The organism is Parablastomonas sp. CN1-191 (assembly GCF_049354825.1).
In the GTDB taxonomy this organism is placed as follows: Bacteria; Pseudomonadota; Alphaproteobacteria; order Sphingomonadales; family Sphingomonadaceae; genus Novosphingobium.
Window position 1 is genome coordinate 1,569,901 of the sequence record NZ_CP186480.1, and the last position, 16,862, is coordinate 1,586,762.

The following is a 16,862-nucleotide window of genomic DNA, read 5'->3' on the forward strand; positions in this document are numbered from 1 at the left end:
GCGGTTCTGCCCCTACCTGACGGCGAGGTCGAACGGCCCCAGCGGCATTCCGGCGCCGTCGAAGATATTGCAGATCGGCGCACCCGCATAGCAATAGCGGACCCGGTCCGGGGTCATGCCCGCCGGCACGGCGACACGGATGCCGCCATCGGCGAACTCGGCGTCGGCGAAGGCGCAGGTGTTATTGCCGGCCGCTTCGCTGCACAGCGCGAACGGACCCGGGCGGCCCCACGACGCGGCCATCAGGCTGCCGGTACCGCCCGCGACGGCGATGTTAACAAAGCTGCCCGCTTGGCGGGCGGACCGGACTTCTGGTCCGAGGTCGAGCGGGTCGCTCCAGGTAAGTTTGGCCAGCGCGCGGGCGCTGCGCTGCGCGACCGGCAGCTTGAGCGGCGGGTGAATGAACAGCCGCTCACCCACGTCGATGGTGACCACCAAGGCCGCGCGTGGATCAGCGGCGGCAACCTGACGCTGCGCCTCGCGCACCCTGGCCCAAGCGTTATCGTCCGGTTTGTTGGAGAGCGGGCCGAAATTGGCCAGCTGGATGATCACAAACGGCAGGTCGCGGCGAAACTGCTGGCGCCACGTCTGCAGCATCGCCGCCAGCTTGGCCCGATAAGCCGCGACGGAGTCGCCGCGCCCGGCGTTGGCCTCACCCTGATACCAGAGTGCGCCAGCCAGCCCGAAGTCTTTCAGCGGCGCGATCATGGCCCCGTACAGGTTCGCGTAACCGATCCGCCCGCCCTTTTCCGCAGGCCTCTTCCAGCGCGTGTCTAGGGCGGCGCCGTACCGCGCCTCGGCAGTGACGGGATCGCTGCGAAAAGCCTCGATCGTGCGGATCTCGTCCGCCGGGGCGCCGGCCGCGACAAGCGCCGCGGGGGGCAGCCACGATTCGATGGCGGTGGCGCCCCACGAGGAATCGATCAGGCCGACCTGTACGTTGCTTTTCAGCGCCAGCTCGCGGCCGGCAAGCAGGCACACGGCCGAGAATTCCGACCGGGCGATGCTGGCCGATTGCCACGTCGGGGGCTGGGCAAACGTGGTCCGCGGGATGCGTGCCTGGTCGTGGGCGATAGACAGCAGATGCAGCGCGCCATCAATGCCGCGCTGCCGGTCCTCGGGCCGCAGCGTTGCTTCGGACATGGTGAATTCCATGTTCGACTGACCCGAACAGAGGAACACGTCCCCGATCGCGATGCCGTTCGCCTGGGCCATCTGCGTGCCGCTTCGTGCCACGATCGACGCACCGGTTGCGGCGCGCTGGGGCGCAAAGACCGCCTGCCAGGCGCCGGCCGCGTCGGCCCGCACCGGCTTGGTGGTCCCGGCGAAGGTAACCGACACACTGGCTCGGGGCGCGGCCCGGCCATGAACCGTGACCGGAAGGCCGCGCTGGAGTACGGCCCCATCCGAAAATGGCGCGTCGAGCGCCAGGCGCGCATCCGCCATTATGGTCTGCGCGTTGCCGGTTTGTGCGTTGGCGGTCCCCGCTAACGGCAAAGTGGCAAGGCAGGCGGCCAGCGTGAGAGCGTTGATTCTCATTGTCCGAACAGCGCCTTCCTGATCCTTTGATTCTCGGCCGTGACGTGCTCGGCGGAGTAGCGGCGGACGTCCTCCTGCGACCAGAACGTGCCCGTGTGCCATCGTGGATGCTCGACCGTACCCTCCCATGCGAAGATCGCCTTCAGCATGGCGCGCGTGCGATCGGGATAGGTCTCCGCCAGGTCGCGGGTCTCGCCGCTGTCTGCGGCGACGTCGTAAAGCTGGGGTGGCCGGTCGGGAAAACGCAGCAGCTTCCAAGGACCCTGCCGCATCGCGGCCATCGTGTCATAGCGCCAGAACAGCGGACGCTCCGCGATGGAGGCAGGCGTCCCCAGCAGCGAGCGGCCATCGAGGTCGGCCGGCGCCGCGACCTGCGCGGCGGCAAGCGCGGTCGGCAGGAGATCCATCAGCGATACGGGCACGGATTGCCGCGCCGCCGCTTGCCCGTGCGGCATCCGGATGATCAGCGGGACGCGGATTCCACCTTCGAGCAACGTTCCCTTGGTGCCGCGCAAAGGGGCATTATCGGCGCCGATGTCGATCCGGTCGCCGCCGTTGTCGTTAGTGAAGATGACCAGCGTGTTGTCGGCCACGCCCCTGCGCTTAAGCGCCGTCAGGACTTTGCCGACCGCGCGGTCGAGCGCCCACGTCATCGCAGCCAGCCGACGGCGCTGCGGATCGGCGATGGCGGCGAACAGCGCCTCGTCTTCCGGCCGCGCGTTCATCGGCGCGTGGACCGCGTTGAACGCCAGGTAGAGGAAAAACGGCCGGCCTCGACTCTGCTCGATATCGCGAACAGCTTCGTCGGCGAACTGATCTGTCAGGTAGCGGGCGGGCCGCTCGGCCACGCCGTCGCGCGTGATCGTGGTCGGGGCGATCTTTTCAGGAAAATAGGTGCTGCCGCCGCCGGCAAAGCCATAGAAATGGTCGAAGCCGCGCTTGAGCGGGTCGAACTGGGGTTGTTCGCCCAGGTGCCATTTGCCCACCGCATACGTCGCGTACCCTGCGCTTCGCAGCAAGTCGGCGGCTGTTCGCTCGCTCGTATCGAGACCCATAAACAAGGGATCGACGCCCTTGGGCGCGGCCTGGGTCAGGTTGAATTCGTAACCGAACCGCTGGGTGTAGCGGCCCGTCAGCAGGCCTGCGCGCGACGGGCTGCAGAACGGCATGGTCGCATACGCGTCGGTGTAGACCGCGCCCTGCCTGGCAAGCGCATCGATGTTGGGGGTGCGGAATTCACGGCTGCCCTGGAAGCCGAAGTCGTGGTAGCCGGCATCGTCGGCCAACAGGACCACGATATTCGGCCGCGATGGAGACAAAGCCGGCGGTGCGGCAGCAGTCGGTTGCGGCAGCGCCCCCGTTGCCAGCAATGCGGCAAAGGCGCGCAACCCCCGCGAAGCGGACGAAGCCGTCATCGCGCGGGCGCTGCCGGTTTGCGTTCGGCCGTGCGGCGTGCCGCGATTGCACGCAGCCTGGCTGCCAGCGTTGCGGCAAGGCCCGGCTGCGCACTGGCCAGGTTGCTGCGTTCGCCCGGATCGCGGACCAGGTCGTAAAGCTGCGGCATGGGGCTGGCACCGCTTTCGATGCCCTTGCCGGCGATGAAGGCGGCGGTAGCCGGATGCGCGGCGGGGGCGATATACTTGTAGCGGCCTTTTCGGATCGCGACGCTGGGGACCGACTCGGTAAACAACTCGCTGCGTCCCCGGCGGTCGGATCCGGTCAGCGCGGCCAGCATGTCGCGGCTGTCGATCGCCTGGTCCGGCGCCAGCGGCGCCCTGGCAATCCGCGCAAGCGTTGCCAGCAGGTCGATTTGCGAAAACAGCGCCGGGCTGTTCCCGGGCTTGATGTGGCCGGGCCAGGACGCGATCAGCGGCACGCGGGTACCGGCCTCGAGCGCGCTGTACTTGCCGCCGCGATAAACGCCGCCTGGCGCGTGGTCGCCCAGCTTCTCGACGGCGCCGTCTTCGTATCCGTCGTTCAGCACCGGGCCGTTGTCGCTCGAGAAGATCACCAGCGTGTCGCGCGACAGGCCCTGCTGGCGAAGTTCCGCCATGACCTGGCCGACGATCCAGTCCATTTCCACGATCGCGTCCCCGCGCGGGCCCATCGCCGTCTTGCCCCGGAAGGCCTTGCCCGGAAGCCGCGGCACGTGCGGATCGGGGATCGGAAAATAGAGCAGGAATGGATGATCGCGATTGGCGCGGATAAACCCGCGGGCCTTATCGGCCAGCACGGCGTGAATGTCCTCGTCGACCCACTCGGCCTTCTTGCCGCCTTGCATGTAGCCGATCCGCGACACCCCGTTGACGATGCTGTCGGAATGCTGGTCGTCGGCCTTGTAGCGCAGCAGCTCGGGATGCTGGCGGCCGATGGGCCGCCCGGCCAGCGGCGCGGAATAGCTGACCTTGATCGGGTCCGCCGGATCGACGCCGACGACCTTGTGGCCGTCTAGGTATACGGTCGGCACGCGGTCCAGAGTGGCAGGCAGCAGGAACGAATAGTCAAACCCGATCTCGAGCGGGCCGGGCGCGACGCTGCCGTTCCAATCGACGGTCCCGTCCCCCAGGCCCAGGTGCCATTTGCCGATCACGCCGGTGGTGTAGCCGCGTGCCTTCAGCACGGAGGCGATCGTGGCCTTGCCCGGCCGGATCAGCGCCGCGGCATCTCCGGGCAGGATCTCGGCATGGCTGCGAAAGCCGTATTCGCCGGTCAGCAAGGCATAGCGCGACGGCGTGCAGGTTGCCGCCGGCGCATAGGCATCGGTGAAACGCAATCCGGCACGGGCCAGCGCGTCGGTGTTAGGGGTGGCGACGCGCCTGGCGCCATAAGCGCCGAGATCGCCGTAGCCCAGGTCATCGGCATAGAGAATGACGACATTGGGTGCCCTGGCCGGGCGCGCGGCGGATTCGGGTGCCGGTGCCTTGGCGCTGGCCGGCCCTGCCACCGCCAGCGCGGTGACGGCCAGCAGGGCAGCGATCGGCCGGAAACACCGCCCCTCTGCCGGGATCACTGGCCGCCCTCCCCTTCTGGGGCCGGCGTGGCACCCGCGGCCGGCGCGACCTTCGGCGCGGCCTTGGCCGGCCATGTGCCAAGCGGTGGAAACGCCGGCCTGGGCGCCATCTGTTTCGCCCAGGCGCCGTAAAGTTCGTCCAGCTTGACCATCGTTGCCGCGTTCTGCTTCGAAACGTCGGTGGTTTCCGCGACATCGCTGCGCAAGTTGTAGGCCGCGGTCCCCTGCGGCGTGGCCAGGTACTTCAGGTCGCCCACGACCATCGCGCCCTGGTGCTGGTCGTACTTGCGCCAGAACAGTGCCGGATGCGGATCTCCCCTGGTCGTGCCCGCCAGGTACGGGACTAGGTTCACCCCGTCGAGCGGCTGCCTGGGCAACGTGTGCAAGCCCATTTCGCCCGCCAGCGTACCGAAGATGTCGAGCGAGCTGACCGGGCGCGTGTAGTCCCGCCCGCCGGCGATCCGGCCTGGCCAGCGAACGGCGAAGGGCACGCGCACGCCGCCTTCGAAAAGCTGGCTCTTGCCGCCGCGCAGGGGCGCGTTGTCGGCTACCGGCTGTTCGCCGGTGTCGTGATTGGTGACGCCCCCGTTATCAGAAAGGAAGAATACGACCGTGTCCTTGGCGATGCCGCGCTTGTCGAGTTCCTGCAGGACCTGACCCACGCCGTCATCGACGGCGCTGATCATGGCCATGTAGGCGCGCCGTTTCGGGTTAGTCACGTTGGGAAAGCGGTTGAGGTACTTGTCGGTCACCTGCAGCGGCGCGTGCGGCGCATTGTAGGCCAGGTAGAGGAAGAATGGCTTGTCCGCCGTCGCCATCCGGTCGACGTATTCGACGGCGCGATCGGAAAATTCCTCGGTGAGGTATTTCTTGAAATCGACCTTCACGCCGTTGTCGATCAGCTTGGTGTAGTACCAGTCGTAGATAACCTTCGACTGGCTGATGTCCTCCATCTTCGCCTGGCCGGGCATGTAGCCGTGGCCGCCTTCGATGAAACCGTAGAACTCGTCGAAGCCGCGCACCCGCGGCCGCAGCGTGGGGTGGGTTCCCATGTGCCACTTGCCGATCGCCTTCGTCCCGTAGCCGGCGGCCTTCAGCGCTTCCGACAGCATCAGTTCGCTGCGCGGCACTCCGCCCTTAGGGTCGGTGGGATCGCCGTTGGGATTGCGATCGAAGCCGAATCGCGCCGGGTAGCGGCCGGTGAGCAGCCCCGCGCGACTTGGCGCGCAGACCGGGAACGCGACGTAGCCGCGGGTAAAGCGCACCCCTTCTCGGGCGATCCGGTCGATATTCGGGGTCGGGATGTCGGGGCTGCCGTTGAAGCCGACATCGCGGTAACCCTGGTCGTCGGTGACGATCACGATCACGTTCGGACGCGCCGCCGCGTCGGCGCGGGCCAGCGCCGCCTGCGGCGCCGCCATTACCATCGCGAGCGCGCCGGCCGCCATGCCGGCCAACCGGATTCGGCCACCAATCGATCGGGCTAAGGTCATTGTGAATCTCCTGCGGAAGGGGTGGCGGCGTTGCGCCGCGCGACGGTTTGCGCGTCCTCACCGGGGGCGAGCGGCACGATCCGAATGCTCCAGGCATATGGCGCGGCGGGGATGCGGTATTGCGGCAAGGGCAAAGCGCCCCAGCTGTTGATCCCGCCCACCCCCATCTGCAGATGATCGACGTTGACGCTGACCAGATCGCGGAACGTCACATCCCCGCCGTGCCGGTGCGGCACGCCGCGGCGGCGATCGTGATCGAGGTCGCTCTGAAGGACCGGAAGAGCGGAGAAGTGCAGCAGACCATCGCCCGTCACCAGCAGGCCGTTGCCCTGCCCGTCGCGCAGCGCGAACCACCGCACGTCGGATTTGTTGCCGGTTTCCTGGGGGCGAGAGTAGTCGTGATACTGCTCAGCGACGGTGGAAGCATAGCGGGCTACCGCCGCGCCGGTCTTGCGATCCCAGTAATTCTCGTGCGGCCCGCGCCCGAACCATTCTAGGTGCGAGAACGCGCCCTTGAATTGCATGTTGGTGCCAACCCGCGGGAGAATTGGCAGCTTGTCCTTGCGCGGATCGAGCCGCGCCGCGACCGCCAGCGAACCGTCGTTGCCGACGGCGTAGTCGATCGCGAAGTCGGCGATGTCGCCGCCCAGGCGGTAAACGGTGTGAACCGTTCTGCCCGTGGCCGTGCGCGCGACGGCAAAGGCCGTTAGCTTGCGGCTGGCCAGGGCCGTCTTCCAGATCCGCGAAGTCTTGAGCATCCAGGATCCGCCGGCGTCGTTGTCGGTCGGCGCGCGCCACAGGTTGGGGACGATCCCGGCGACAAGCAGGTCGCGGCCCTGGTGGCGCCATCCGGTCAGTTCGCCCGAACCCCTGTCGAACGTGAACGCACCGCCCGCGGTAGTCGTCACGGTGACCGTGGCGCCGTTGTCGGCCAGCGCCGGACGGCCGCGGCCCTGGGGCGCGCCGACCGCGGGCGCCGTGCCCAGTGGAAACTGCTCCCAAGCGACGACGGCCGAGGCATCGACCAGGGGAATGGCGCCAGGCCGCGCGGTCGCCTCGACGGTGAGGAACGCTTCACCCTTGCCGTCGGTCCTGACCGCCTCGGGCGGAAGGGCGATCACCGCCGTTCCGTGCGGATCCGCATGCGGGTCGGGCAAGGAGCCGCTCGCAACCGTGCGTCCGTCTCGCTCTTGGCGCCAGCGGAACGCGAGGCCCCCGGTGTCGCTGAAATCGAACCGGTTGATGACGGTCAGCGCGCCCCCGGCCCCCAACCGGAAGTCGACCGGCTGGTACACTTTCTTCAGCTCCCACGCGTGCGGATGGTAGCGCCGGTCGGGCTCGAGCAGGCCGTTTGCGAGGAAATTGTCCGAATCGGCCCGCGGGCTCGGTCCAAAATCACCGCCGTATGCCAGGATGGTGCGGCCGTCCGGCAGCTTCTTGTACAGCGTCTGATCGACGAAATCCCACACGAACCCGCCCTGCAGCCGGTCCGGATGAGCATAGATAGTGTCCCAATATTCGCGGAAACCGCCCAGGCTGTTGCCCATCGCGTGGGCGTATTCGGCCATGATTTCGGGCTGGGGATTTGTCGACGCGGCATATTGCAGCAATTCAGAAGGCGGGTCGTACATCGGCGAATAGAAATCGACGTAGGAAAGCACCACGGGCCCATCGACCGTGCCGTAACCACCGTAACTGACCAACCGGTGCGGATCGAGCCGGCGCGAAAGGGCGGCCGCCTTTTCGAAGGTGGGGCCGATCCCCGCCTCATTCCCAAGCGACCAGAACAGGACCGAGGGATGGTTGCGATCGCGCTCGATCATGCGCTCGACCCGCTCAAGGTGGGCCTTTTCCCATTCGGGCTTGAAACCGAGCTGGTAATCGGCGCGGGTTTTGGGCGGCTTCGCCTCGTCCCCCATGCGCATGTATTCGTGCGATTCGATGTTCGCTTCGTCCATGACGTAGAGGCCGTAGCGATCGGCTAATTCGTACATGTAGGGATCGTTGGGATAGTGGGACATGCGCAGCGCGTTAATGTTGAGCTGCTTCATGATCCGCACGTCCTGTTCCATCAGCGCGTGGCTGATGACATGCCCGGTGGCGGGGTCGTGTTCGTGGCGATTGACCCCGCGGATGGTGATCGGTTTGCCGTTCACAGTCACCAGTCCGCCCTGCATCCGGATGGTGCGGAAGCCGACTGACCGGCGCACCGCCTCGATCGTGGCGCCCCTCGCGTCGGCCAGCTGGATGTCGAGCGTGTAGAGTTTCGGACTCTCGGCGCTCCAGGGCGTAATGCCGGGCAGGTCGCGGGTGAAAAACACCGCATCGTCACGTGCCGGGCGCGTCTCACGGTACAGCACCCGGTCGCCGTCGCTCAGCGCCAGATTGACTATTGCGCGCCCCTTTGCGGCCGCGGGCGTCACCGCCGCAGTGACCCGCAACTGACCGGTACTGCGATCGTCCGCCAATTCCTGGCCGACGACGATATCGGCGATGTGGGCGGGCGGACGGGCCGACAGGGACACGTCGCGGAAAATCCCGCTCATGTTCCACATGTCCTGCTTTTCCAGGTAGCTGCCATCGGCAAAGCGATAGACTTCGACCGCAACGGTGTTGCGCCCGGGATGCGCCAGGCGGGTCACGTCGAATTCGGCGGGAAGGCGCGAATCCTCGCTATATCCGGCCAGTTTGCCGTTGACCCAGACGTAGTACGCCGACTGCACGGCACCAAATTGCAGCGTCAGCGTCTGGCCCGACCACTTGGCTGGAACGTCGAAATCGCGGCGATAGGATCCGACGGGGTTGTAGTCGGCCGGCAGGTACGGCTGGTTGGCCGGGAAGATGTATTCCTGGTTGATGTAGTGGGGGATGTCGTAGCCTTGCAGCTCCCAGTTTCCGGGGACCGCGATCTTCGGCCAGGCGCTCACGTCGTAACCCGGCTTCTCGAACCCGGCGGCGCGGTGGCCCGGATTTTTCGCCCAGTGAAACGCCCATTGCCCATTGAGCGAAAGAAACCGTGCCGACTTTTCAGGTTCGCCTTTCCGGGCCAGTGCGTCGGATTCGTAAGCCTCGAAGCTGGTGTGCATCGGCAGCCGCCCGATAGCGTTGACTTGCGGGTTTTCCCAGTCCGGCAGCGCGCCGCTGGGCGACGCCGGCGGTGGCATGGCCTGGGCCAGCGCAGCGCCCGGCACCAGGCTGCCGAGCAGCAGGCCGGCGCACGAGGCCAAGGCGCGGTTCGTCATCGGTTGGCCTCCTTGCGCTGGTAGACCCGGACGTAGTCGACCTCGAAGCGGGAGGGAAAGCGCGTGTCCTTGAGCGGACCGCCCCGCTGACCGCCAAGCGCCAGGTTGATGATCAGGTATTGGGGCCGGCGAAACGGGTTTGCGGCGCCCTTCGGCAGCGACGCGTCGATCGTTGCCAGGTCGATCCGGTTGATGACCGCCCCGTCGAGTTGCAGGCTGATGCCGTGCGCGTCCCAATCCATCGTCCAGAGGTGAAACGTGCTGTCCCAGTTGGGATTGCCGGCCAGATCCGCAACCGGGACCCTGGCGCTTTTCCAGACCGGCTTGCCCGGCACCCCGGATGGCCAGGCAAAGTTCGCCAGGATGCGCTGCTGATAGTATTCCATCAGGTCGATCTCGCCGCCCGCGGGCCAGCGGCCGTCCTGGCCTACGAACCATAGCGCGGGCCAGAGCCCCTGTTCTGCCGTGATCCTGGCCCGGATCTCGAACCGGCCGTACGTCCAGTTGGCCAGCCCCTTCGTGGTGACGCTGGCGGACGTATACTGGATCGCTGCGCGTTGGCGAAAAGGCGGCTTGGCCGCCGCCGAGCCGAAGAGCGGGTTGGGCCTGGCTTCGTGCCGCGCCTCGATGATCAGCCGCCCGTTTTTGACGCGGGCATTATCCGGCTGATACCATTGCATCTCGCCATTGCGCACGAACCCGTGCTCGAACGTCCACCTGGCGGGATCGGGCGGCCCGTCGCGGTTGAACTCGTCAGACCAGACGAGCGCGTAGCCAGGTGGCACCGACACCGGTGCCGCACGGGCCGGAACGACCCCGACCAGGAGGCCTGCCGCACCGGCCAAGGTCAAGAGAGTCTGGCTTCGCACGTTGCGCTCCTGAGCTAAAAGCTGACCGACACGCCCAGGTTGAACTTGCGGCCCGAGTACGCGAGGTAATTCACCAGCTGCGGGTACTTCATGTACCGGAACGTGCCGGTGTTGGTCAGGTTGATCGCATTGAAGGTGTAGCGGATGTTCTGGTTGACCTTGTAACGCAGGGCCAGGTCGACCTGATCGCGCGCGGCCTCGATTTCCGGCAGCGTTTCGGGCCGCGCGAACCCCAGCGCGACGTTTTCACGGCGCGTGAAGGCGCTGCGCCAGTTATAGGCGACGCGCGCGCTGAAACGGCCATCGTCATAGTAGGCGCCCAAGTTCGCGGCCTTGTTCGAAAGGTCGCGGCGGCCCACCGAATCGCCTTCTTGGTCCACGAGTTCGCTGGCTTCGTCCACCAGAGTGAAGTTCGCGGTCACGCCCATGTGCGAGAACGGCGCGGGCAGGTATGTGAAGGCGTGCGCGAGGCCCAGTTCGAGGCCCTTGATCTTGGTGCCCCCGAAATTTTGGTAGGTGCGGACCGCGAAAACCTCGTCGCCGATCTGGAGGGGAACCTGGTCGGAGCCGAGGAAGATCGTGGAATCGATGTTCTTGATGAACCCGGCGAGCGAAATGTATCCGCCCTTGCCGTAATACCATTCGAGCGAGGCATCGATGTTGTTCGAGTGAACGGGCGCGAGGTCGGGGTTCCCGGCCGTGCCGAAGCCGGCGTAATTGGGATCGACGTCGCTGCGGATGATCGACAGCCCGGGCGAAATCTGTGCCAGCGCCGGACGGCCCAGCGAACGCGTGAAGGCAGCGCGGAAAATGGCGTTGCGCGTCAGGGCGAAGTTGAGGTTGGCCGAAGGGAGAAAGTCCGAATATTCGCCCGGCAGGGTGACCGTGTCGAACGCTCCGGGCTTGGTTGCGCTGGGAATATACCCTCCCGACGTGGTTTTCGTCCTGACGTAACGAACGCCAACGTTGCCGAAGAAATCGACGCTGCCCAGAGCGGTCCGGAAATCGGCCCGCGCATAGGCCGCCAGCGTCTGCTCGGTGACGTCGAAACGCTGCGCGACCTGCTCGTAATAACCGGCGCCGGTGGCGGGGTTGATCGCGCGAATGTCGATCATGTTGAAATAAGCTTCTACGGCCTTCAAATCGCAGCCCGCGGTCGACCCGAAGGTGCGCGGCAGATTGCTCGCGAATTGCGACAGCAGCCCGGCGCGACCGGCCGAGTTGATGCAGGGCAGCAGGAACGCCGCGGTCGCCGCGGCAGCCGGATCCGTGGTCGAGCCCGGGTTCACCGGTATCCGCTGGATGTTCACCAGTTGGGTCGGCGCCCGCACCCCGTCGTACGCGGTGTAGACACCGGCATTCTGGTTGGGATTCTGATAGGTAGCACGCTGGAAACTGCGTTCAGCCCAGCGGCCGCCGAACTTGAGCGCCTTGAAGAAGCCAACGCCCGGCTCCCACGTTACGTCGAAACGGACCGAATCGTCGTTGTTCTTGGTGTCCGACGCGTTGCGCTGGTACTGGAAGTAGCGCTGCCGCACGTAGTTGATGTGGCCCGGATCCAGAGCCACCAGATTCGCCGGCGCAACCACGCCGTTCACCCCGTAAGCGGGTGAGGGAAACGGATCTTCATAGAAGGTGACGTTCGGGATCTTGCCGGCCGTCGTGTTGAAATCGATGAAGTTGTAGAAATCCTGCGCGTTGAACGTCGCGGCGGGACCGCCCTGCTGCTCGATGCCGGTGCTGAGCTGCGCCTGGACATCGGTGTTGGCCTGACCGCGCGAGGTCGATCCCTTGACGTAGAAATTGAGCGCGGGCGAGACATCCCAATTGGCTTCGAGCGAATATTGCTGCGACTTGCGATTGACGGTGTTGACCGACGGGGCCGCCCCGACGCGGTTGGTGGCCGAAGCGAGCCGGCCCGACTCCATGACGTAGACGCCGCCGAGCGTGGGCGTGTCTTCAAGCTTGGTGTAGACATTGCCCGCTCCGCCGATCAGCGGCCCGGCGCGCGGGACGTTGAAATTGATCGAGTAGTTTGCCCCTGTCAGGTTTTCCTGAATATCGGTGAGGACGGTGTCGAAACGCAGCTTGAGGTTGCTTGCCGGCCGCCATTCGAGAGTGCCGTTGAAGGACTTTTTCTTGTCATCGCGGGCACGTTCGAAAAATCCGATCTGGCCTGGGACGTAATAGACATCCTTGGCATCGCTGACGCCGTCGCCGTTCGGGTCTTCGTTAAGATCGTAGCGGTAGGGGTTGGGCTGGCCGGCGATCGTGCCCTGGTAGAAATAGTTGTAGTTGGCGTTGGTGGTGGTCGGATTGTTTTGCGGGACATCGGCGCCGGTCTTGCGGATCCAGATCGCCGGCGCCTCCTCGTAATCACCGCCGCCATAGACTTCGGCCACGCTGGCCGTTTCCTTGTAGCCGAAGTTGAGCAGGACGCCGATGTCGCCGATCGGGGTGTCGCGGAACTGCTTGATCGCCAGGACCGACGCGTCGTTGTTCCAGAGCCGGCCGACCTCGGCGTATTTTTCGGTCGCGGTGGCGTTGAAGGTGAAGTCCTTTTTGCCGTCGAGCGGCGCGCGCGTCTTGAGGTTGATCGTGCCGCCCAGCGACCCCTCGATCGAATCCGCGGTGGGCGACTTGAGCACTTCGACGCCAGAAAACAGCTCGGCACCAAGGTCCTGGAAGTTGACTCCCCGTTCCGCCGCCGTGCCGGAGATCGTCTCGCCGTTAAGCTGAACGTTGTTGTCCGACAGGCCGCGGATCTGGACGCCCTCGCCCTCGCCATCGTCGCTGCGGCTGACCTGTACGCCGGCGATGCGCTGGAGCGCCTCGGAGATGTTGTCGTTGGCCAATTGGCCGATGTCTTCGGCGGTAATGGAATCCTTGATCTCGGTCGCGCGGCGCTTGTCGTCGATCGCGCTTTCGATCGACTGGCGCACGCCGGATACGACGATCACCTGGTCGTCAGGCTTGCGGTCATCCGATGTGGCGGGGGACGGTTGGGCCTGCTGGGCATTGGCTGCGCCAATCGGCGCGAGGCTGCACGCGACGGCAAGAGCCCATGTGCATGATGACAGCCCAAGAACCTGGCGCATTATCCTCTCCCCATCGATTCTTATCTTAATGATACTATAAATAGGATATAACGCTTTTCCCCTCGGTGTCAACGCCGCTTCGGAGCCATCAAATACCCGGGAATCCGCCGCTGGCCGCCGGCCCCGCGCCTCTCAATGGCTGTCGCGCGGGATGCCGAACGTTCGGTCGATACGTTGATACCGTTCCGAACCTTCGAGGATCGCGCCGCTGGCCAGGCCGCCCACACGCTCGCGCTGGAGCGCCTGCCAAGGGGTTTGCGACGCCGGGTAGGCATAACCGCCGCGCGCGGTCAGCGCCTCGCGGCGGCGACTGAGCTCGCCTTCAGCGATCAGGACGTCGATCCGCCGTGCCTCAAGGTCGATGCGCAGCCGATCGTACGTTTCCAAGAGCGCCAAGTCGCCCCCGCTCGCCGCTTCGGGGGTCACGTGCAGGATCGAAGGCGAAGCGCTCGTGCCCGATTGCCGGCCGTCGCCTAGGCAGGCCATCTGCGCGATGCCGGCGCGGATCAGGTAAATGGGCGGACGCATGTTGACGACCTCGGCCGCGCCCGGAAAGCCCACCGGGCCGCAGCCGCGGATGACCAAGATGTCCGACGGCTCGATTCCCAAGGACGGCTCATCGATGCGTGCGTGATAGTCCTCGCTGCCGTCGAAAACGATGGCGCGGCCCTCGAAGGCTCCCGGCTGGTCTGGGTTAGACAAGTACCGCTGACGAAATTCCTCCGAAATCACGCTGGTCTTCATCAGCGCGCTGGCGAAGAAATTGCCCGCCAGCACGATGAAGCCGGCTTGGGCGCGCAAGGGATCCCCGATCGGGCGGATCACCTCGGGAAGCGCGGACGCCGCGCCGCGGCAGTTGCTGCCGATGCTGCTGCCGGTGACCGTCATGGCCTCTTCGCGAATCATTCCCGCTTCGATGAGCTGCCCGACGACTGCGGGCACGCCCCCGGCGTGGTAATAATCCTCGCCGAGGTATTCGCCGGCTGGCTGGAGGTTGACCAGCAGCGGCACATCGTGCCCCACGCGTTGCCAGTCCTCGAGCGCGAGTTCGACGCCGGCGTGGCGTGCGATTGCCGCAAGGTGGATCGGCGCATTGGTCGACCCGCCGATGGCCGAATTGACCACGATCGCGTTGAGAAACGCGTCGCGGGTCAGGATATCCGACGGGCGCAGATCCTCGTGCACCATTTCGACGATGCGCTTGCCGGTACGGTAGGCCATCTCCTGCCGCTGGCGATAGGGCGCGGGAATCGCGGCAGAGCCGGGCAGCTGCATGCCCAGGACCTCGCTCAGCGAATTCATCGTCGTGGCCGTGCCCATGGTGTTGCAGTAACCGGTCGACGGCGCCGATGCGGCGACTAGGTCGAGGAACCCTTCGTAATCGATTTCGCCCGCGGCCAGCTTCTGCCGCGCCTCCCAGATGATCGTGCCGGAACCAACCCGGCGATTGCCTTGCCGTCCGTTAAGCATCGGACCGACTGACAGCGCGATGGAGGGAATGTCGACCGTGGCCGCCGCCATGAGCAGCGCCGGCGTCGTCTTGTCGCAGCCGATGGTCAGCACGACGCCGTCAAGCGGATACCCGTATAGCAACTCTACAAGGCCCAAATATGCCAGGTTGCGGTCGAGCCCGGCAGTGGGTCGCTTGCCGGTTTCCTGGATTGGATGGACTGGGAATTCGATGGCGATACCGCCGGCTTCGCGGATCCCTTCGCGGATCCGCTCGGCCAGGACAATGTGATGGCGGTTGCACGGGCTGAGGTCGCTGCCCGTCTGGGCGATCCCGATGATCGGGCGCGCCGACTGCAGTTCGTCGCGACTGAGGCCGTAATTGAGATATCGCTCGAGATAGAGCGCGGTCATGTCGGGGTTAGAGGGATCGTCGAACCACGCTCGCGAGCGAAGGCCGGTTCGTTCGGATTTCCCGGGACCGTTCTGTTTCCTGGTCATTGCGCTGCCTCGTTCGCTTCGGCCGACGCGAACTGGCGCCACGCGCCAACCAGATCGGCGCTCCTCCGGGCGATCTCGTCGAATTCCATCGCCGGGCGGAACAGGGCGCCTCCTACTCCGATCCCCTCGGCTCCCGCGGCAAGCCAGCCAGGGAGTGATGCGGCATCGGTACCGCCGACGGCCCAGATCCGGCTCGATTCGGGCAACACTTCGCGCAAAGTCTTGACGTAATTGGGGCCGAGTGGGCCGGCGGGAAAGAGCTTCAATCGGGTGGCCCCCGCCGCGACCGCGGCGAAGGCTTCGGTCGGGGTCGCCACACCGGGCATGACCTCGAGGCCTAGAGCCACCGCACGCCCGATCACCGCCGGATTGGTGTTGGGGGCGACGATGAGCCGGCCGCCGGCGCTTGCGACGCTGTCCAGTGCCGCGACGTCGAGCACGGTGCCGGCACCGCACACCGCGATGTTCCCGACAGCGGCCACCAGCCTGCCAATCGAATCGAGCGGACTGGGCGAGTTAAGGGGAACCTCGATGATGCGGATCCCCGCCGCCACTAGCGCTTCGCCGACGGCCGCGACGCGATCGGGCGTGACTCCGCGCAGGATGGCGACGAGCGGCGGCGCGCCATCGTCGAGCAGATCGGTGATCGTCATGCCGGTTTGTCCTCGTAAACGCGGGCGAGGCGATTGAGGCCAGCAATTGCGCAGGCGTCGCCATCGAGCAGGGTCATGGAGAGGCCAAGCTTGCTGCCGGCCTGGCGATAGAGCGCAGACAAAGACGGATCGCCGATGACTGTCAGTGTCGAAAGCGGGGCACCGATCAGATCCTGTGCCTCCGTCAATTCGCCGCCGATCAGCAGTCCGGAAAGATAGCCGAGCGCCCAGCCGTGCGTGCGCCCATCGACCAGCTGCGCGGCGCGCGCCGCAAACAGGCCGGCAAGCGAATGACGCATCCCCTGAACAACGCCGGCATCAAAACCCGCATCGACTTCGCCTGGGTCCGCCCCGGCGCGCGCAAGGCTGGAGTGGTCGCGCAGCAGAGCGAACAATTCGCCGGTGGGAAAAGTGTGAAAACCACGAATCTCGCCGTCGATGGCCACGACCCACTTGCTGTGCGTACCAGGCAGAACCAAAACGCGCCGCCCGCTTGCAAGCCGCCGGTCGCTCGCGATCGCGCCGAACACCTGCGTTTCTTCGCCGCGCATCACATCCGGCAGACCGGCGAAGTTCGCAGCCTTGATCCCGGTTGCGATGCGGATTCGGCAAGCGACGCCGTCGACCTCGCCTGTTTTGGCGCTCCAGTCGGCAAAGCCCACGGGACATGCGGCATAGTCCAATTCCAGCAGACCGGATCGCGACCCGGCCATTCCGCACAGCAACACGCCTTCGGCTCTCGCAATTTCGGCCCACGGCTCAAGCATCGTCGTCAGGGTCTGCGCAGGCGAAGATCGTAGCTGGCCAATGCCAGGTCCGACGAGCCTTTCCGCACCCTGCGTGGCGGAGCGAAACAGGCGCAGCCGCGTCGTTCCCCAGTCGCCCACGATCATGCGTACTGCCCCCTCGCTTGTTTTTGCGGTGTTCGAATCATCTCGAAAATCACCGTTCGATTTTCACTTCTAATAATAATATAAATATGCTTCAAGCGTCGAATAGCCGGCGGAA

At 65.8% G+C, this 16,862-nt stretch carries 10 protein-coding genes; all 10 read right to left on the minus strand.

Annotated elements, in window-relative coordinates; genetic code table 11:
* Nucleotides 1–12: 12 nt before the first annotated feature.
* Nucleotides 13–1,446, minus strand: coding sequence for a sialate O-acetylesterase (locus ACOYW6_RS07805; protein ID WP_423140766.1), 1,434 nt, complete (start codon nucleotides 1,444–1,446; stop codon nucleotides 13–15).
* An 89-nt stretch (nucleotides 1,447–1,535) separates the two neighbouring features.
* Nucleotides 1,536–2,834 (minus strand): sulfatase-like hydrolase/transferase, encoded by a 1,299-nt coding sequence (locus ACOYW6_RS07810; RefSeq protein WP_423140767.1) that lies wholly within the window; start codon nucleotides 2,832–2,834, stop codon nucleotides 1,536–1,538.
* 116 nt (nucleotides 2,835–2,950) lie between these two features.
* Nucleotides 2,951–4,549: a sulfatase family protein gene (locus ACOYW6_RS07815; protein WP_423140768.1), complete on the minus strand. Its 1,599-nt coding sequence runs from the start codon at nucleotides 4,547–4,549 to the stop codon at nucleotides 2,951–2,953.
* Nucleotides 4,546–6,042, minus strand: coding sequence for a sulfatase-like hydrolase/transferase (locus tag ACOYW6_RS07820; RefSeq protein ID WP_423140769.1), 1,497 nt, complete (start codon nucleotides 6,040–6,042; stop codon nucleotides 4,546–4,548). The genes ACOYW6_RS07815 and ACOYW6_RS07820 overlap by 4 nt, the downstream gene beginning before the upstream one ends.
* A complete protein-coding gene (locus tag ACOYW6_RS07825) occupies nucleotides 6,039–9,284 on the minus strand; it encodes a glycoside hydrolase family 2 TIM barrel-domain containing protein (RefSeq protein ID WP_423140770.1) in 3,246 nt (1,081 codons plus the stop codon). The genes ACOYW6_RS07820 and ACOYW6_RS07825 overlap by 4 nt, the downstream gene beginning before the upstream one ends.
* On the minus strand, nucleotides 9,281–10,153 hold the full coding sequence (locus tag ACOYW6_RS07830) for a glycoside hydrolase family 16 protein (RefSeq protein WP_423140771.1): 873 nt from the start codon (nucleotides 10,151–10,153) through the stop codon (nucleotides 9,281–9,283). The genes ACOYW6_RS07825 and ACOYW6_RS07830 overlap by 4 nt, the downstream gene beginning before the upstream one ends.
* Before the next feature lie 14 nt (nucleotides 10,154–10,167).
* The gene (locus ACOYW6_RS07835) at nucleotides 10,168–13,113 is read right to left on the minus strand and encodes a TonB-dependent receptor (protein WP_423140772.1); all 2,946 of its coding nucleotides are present in this window, start codon (nucleotides 13,111–13,113) and stop codon (nucleotides 10,168–10,170) included.
* A gap of 270 nt (nucleotides 13,114–13,383) precedes the next feature.
* On the minus strand, nucleotides 13,384–15,201 hold the full coding sequence (locus tag ACOYW6_RS07840) for an IlvD/Edd family dehydratase (RefSeq protein ID WP_423140773.1): 1,818 nt from the start codon (nucleotides 15,199–15,201) through the stop codon (nucleotides 13,384–13,386).
* Complete coding sequence (locus ACOYW6_RS07845) at nucleotides 15,198–15,854, minus strand: 2-dehydro-3-deoxy-6-phosphogalactonate aldolase (RefSeq protein WP_423140774.1); 657 nt, start codon at nucleotides 15,852–15,854, stop codon at nucleotides 15,198–15,200. The genes ACOYW6_RS07840 and ACOYW6_RS07845 overlap by 4 nt, the downstream gene beginning before the upstream one ends.
* Complete coding sequence (locus ACOYW6_RS07850; protein ID WP_423140775.1) at nucleotides 15,851–16,747, minus strand: 2-dehydro-3-deoxygalactonokinase; 897 nt, start codon at nucleotides 16,745–16,747, stop codon at nucleotides 15,851–15,853. Before ACOYW6_RS07850 ends, ACOYW6_RS07845 begins: the two co-directional genes overlap by 4 nt.
* Between the last annotated feature and the right edge of the window lie 115 nt (nucleotides 16,748–16,862).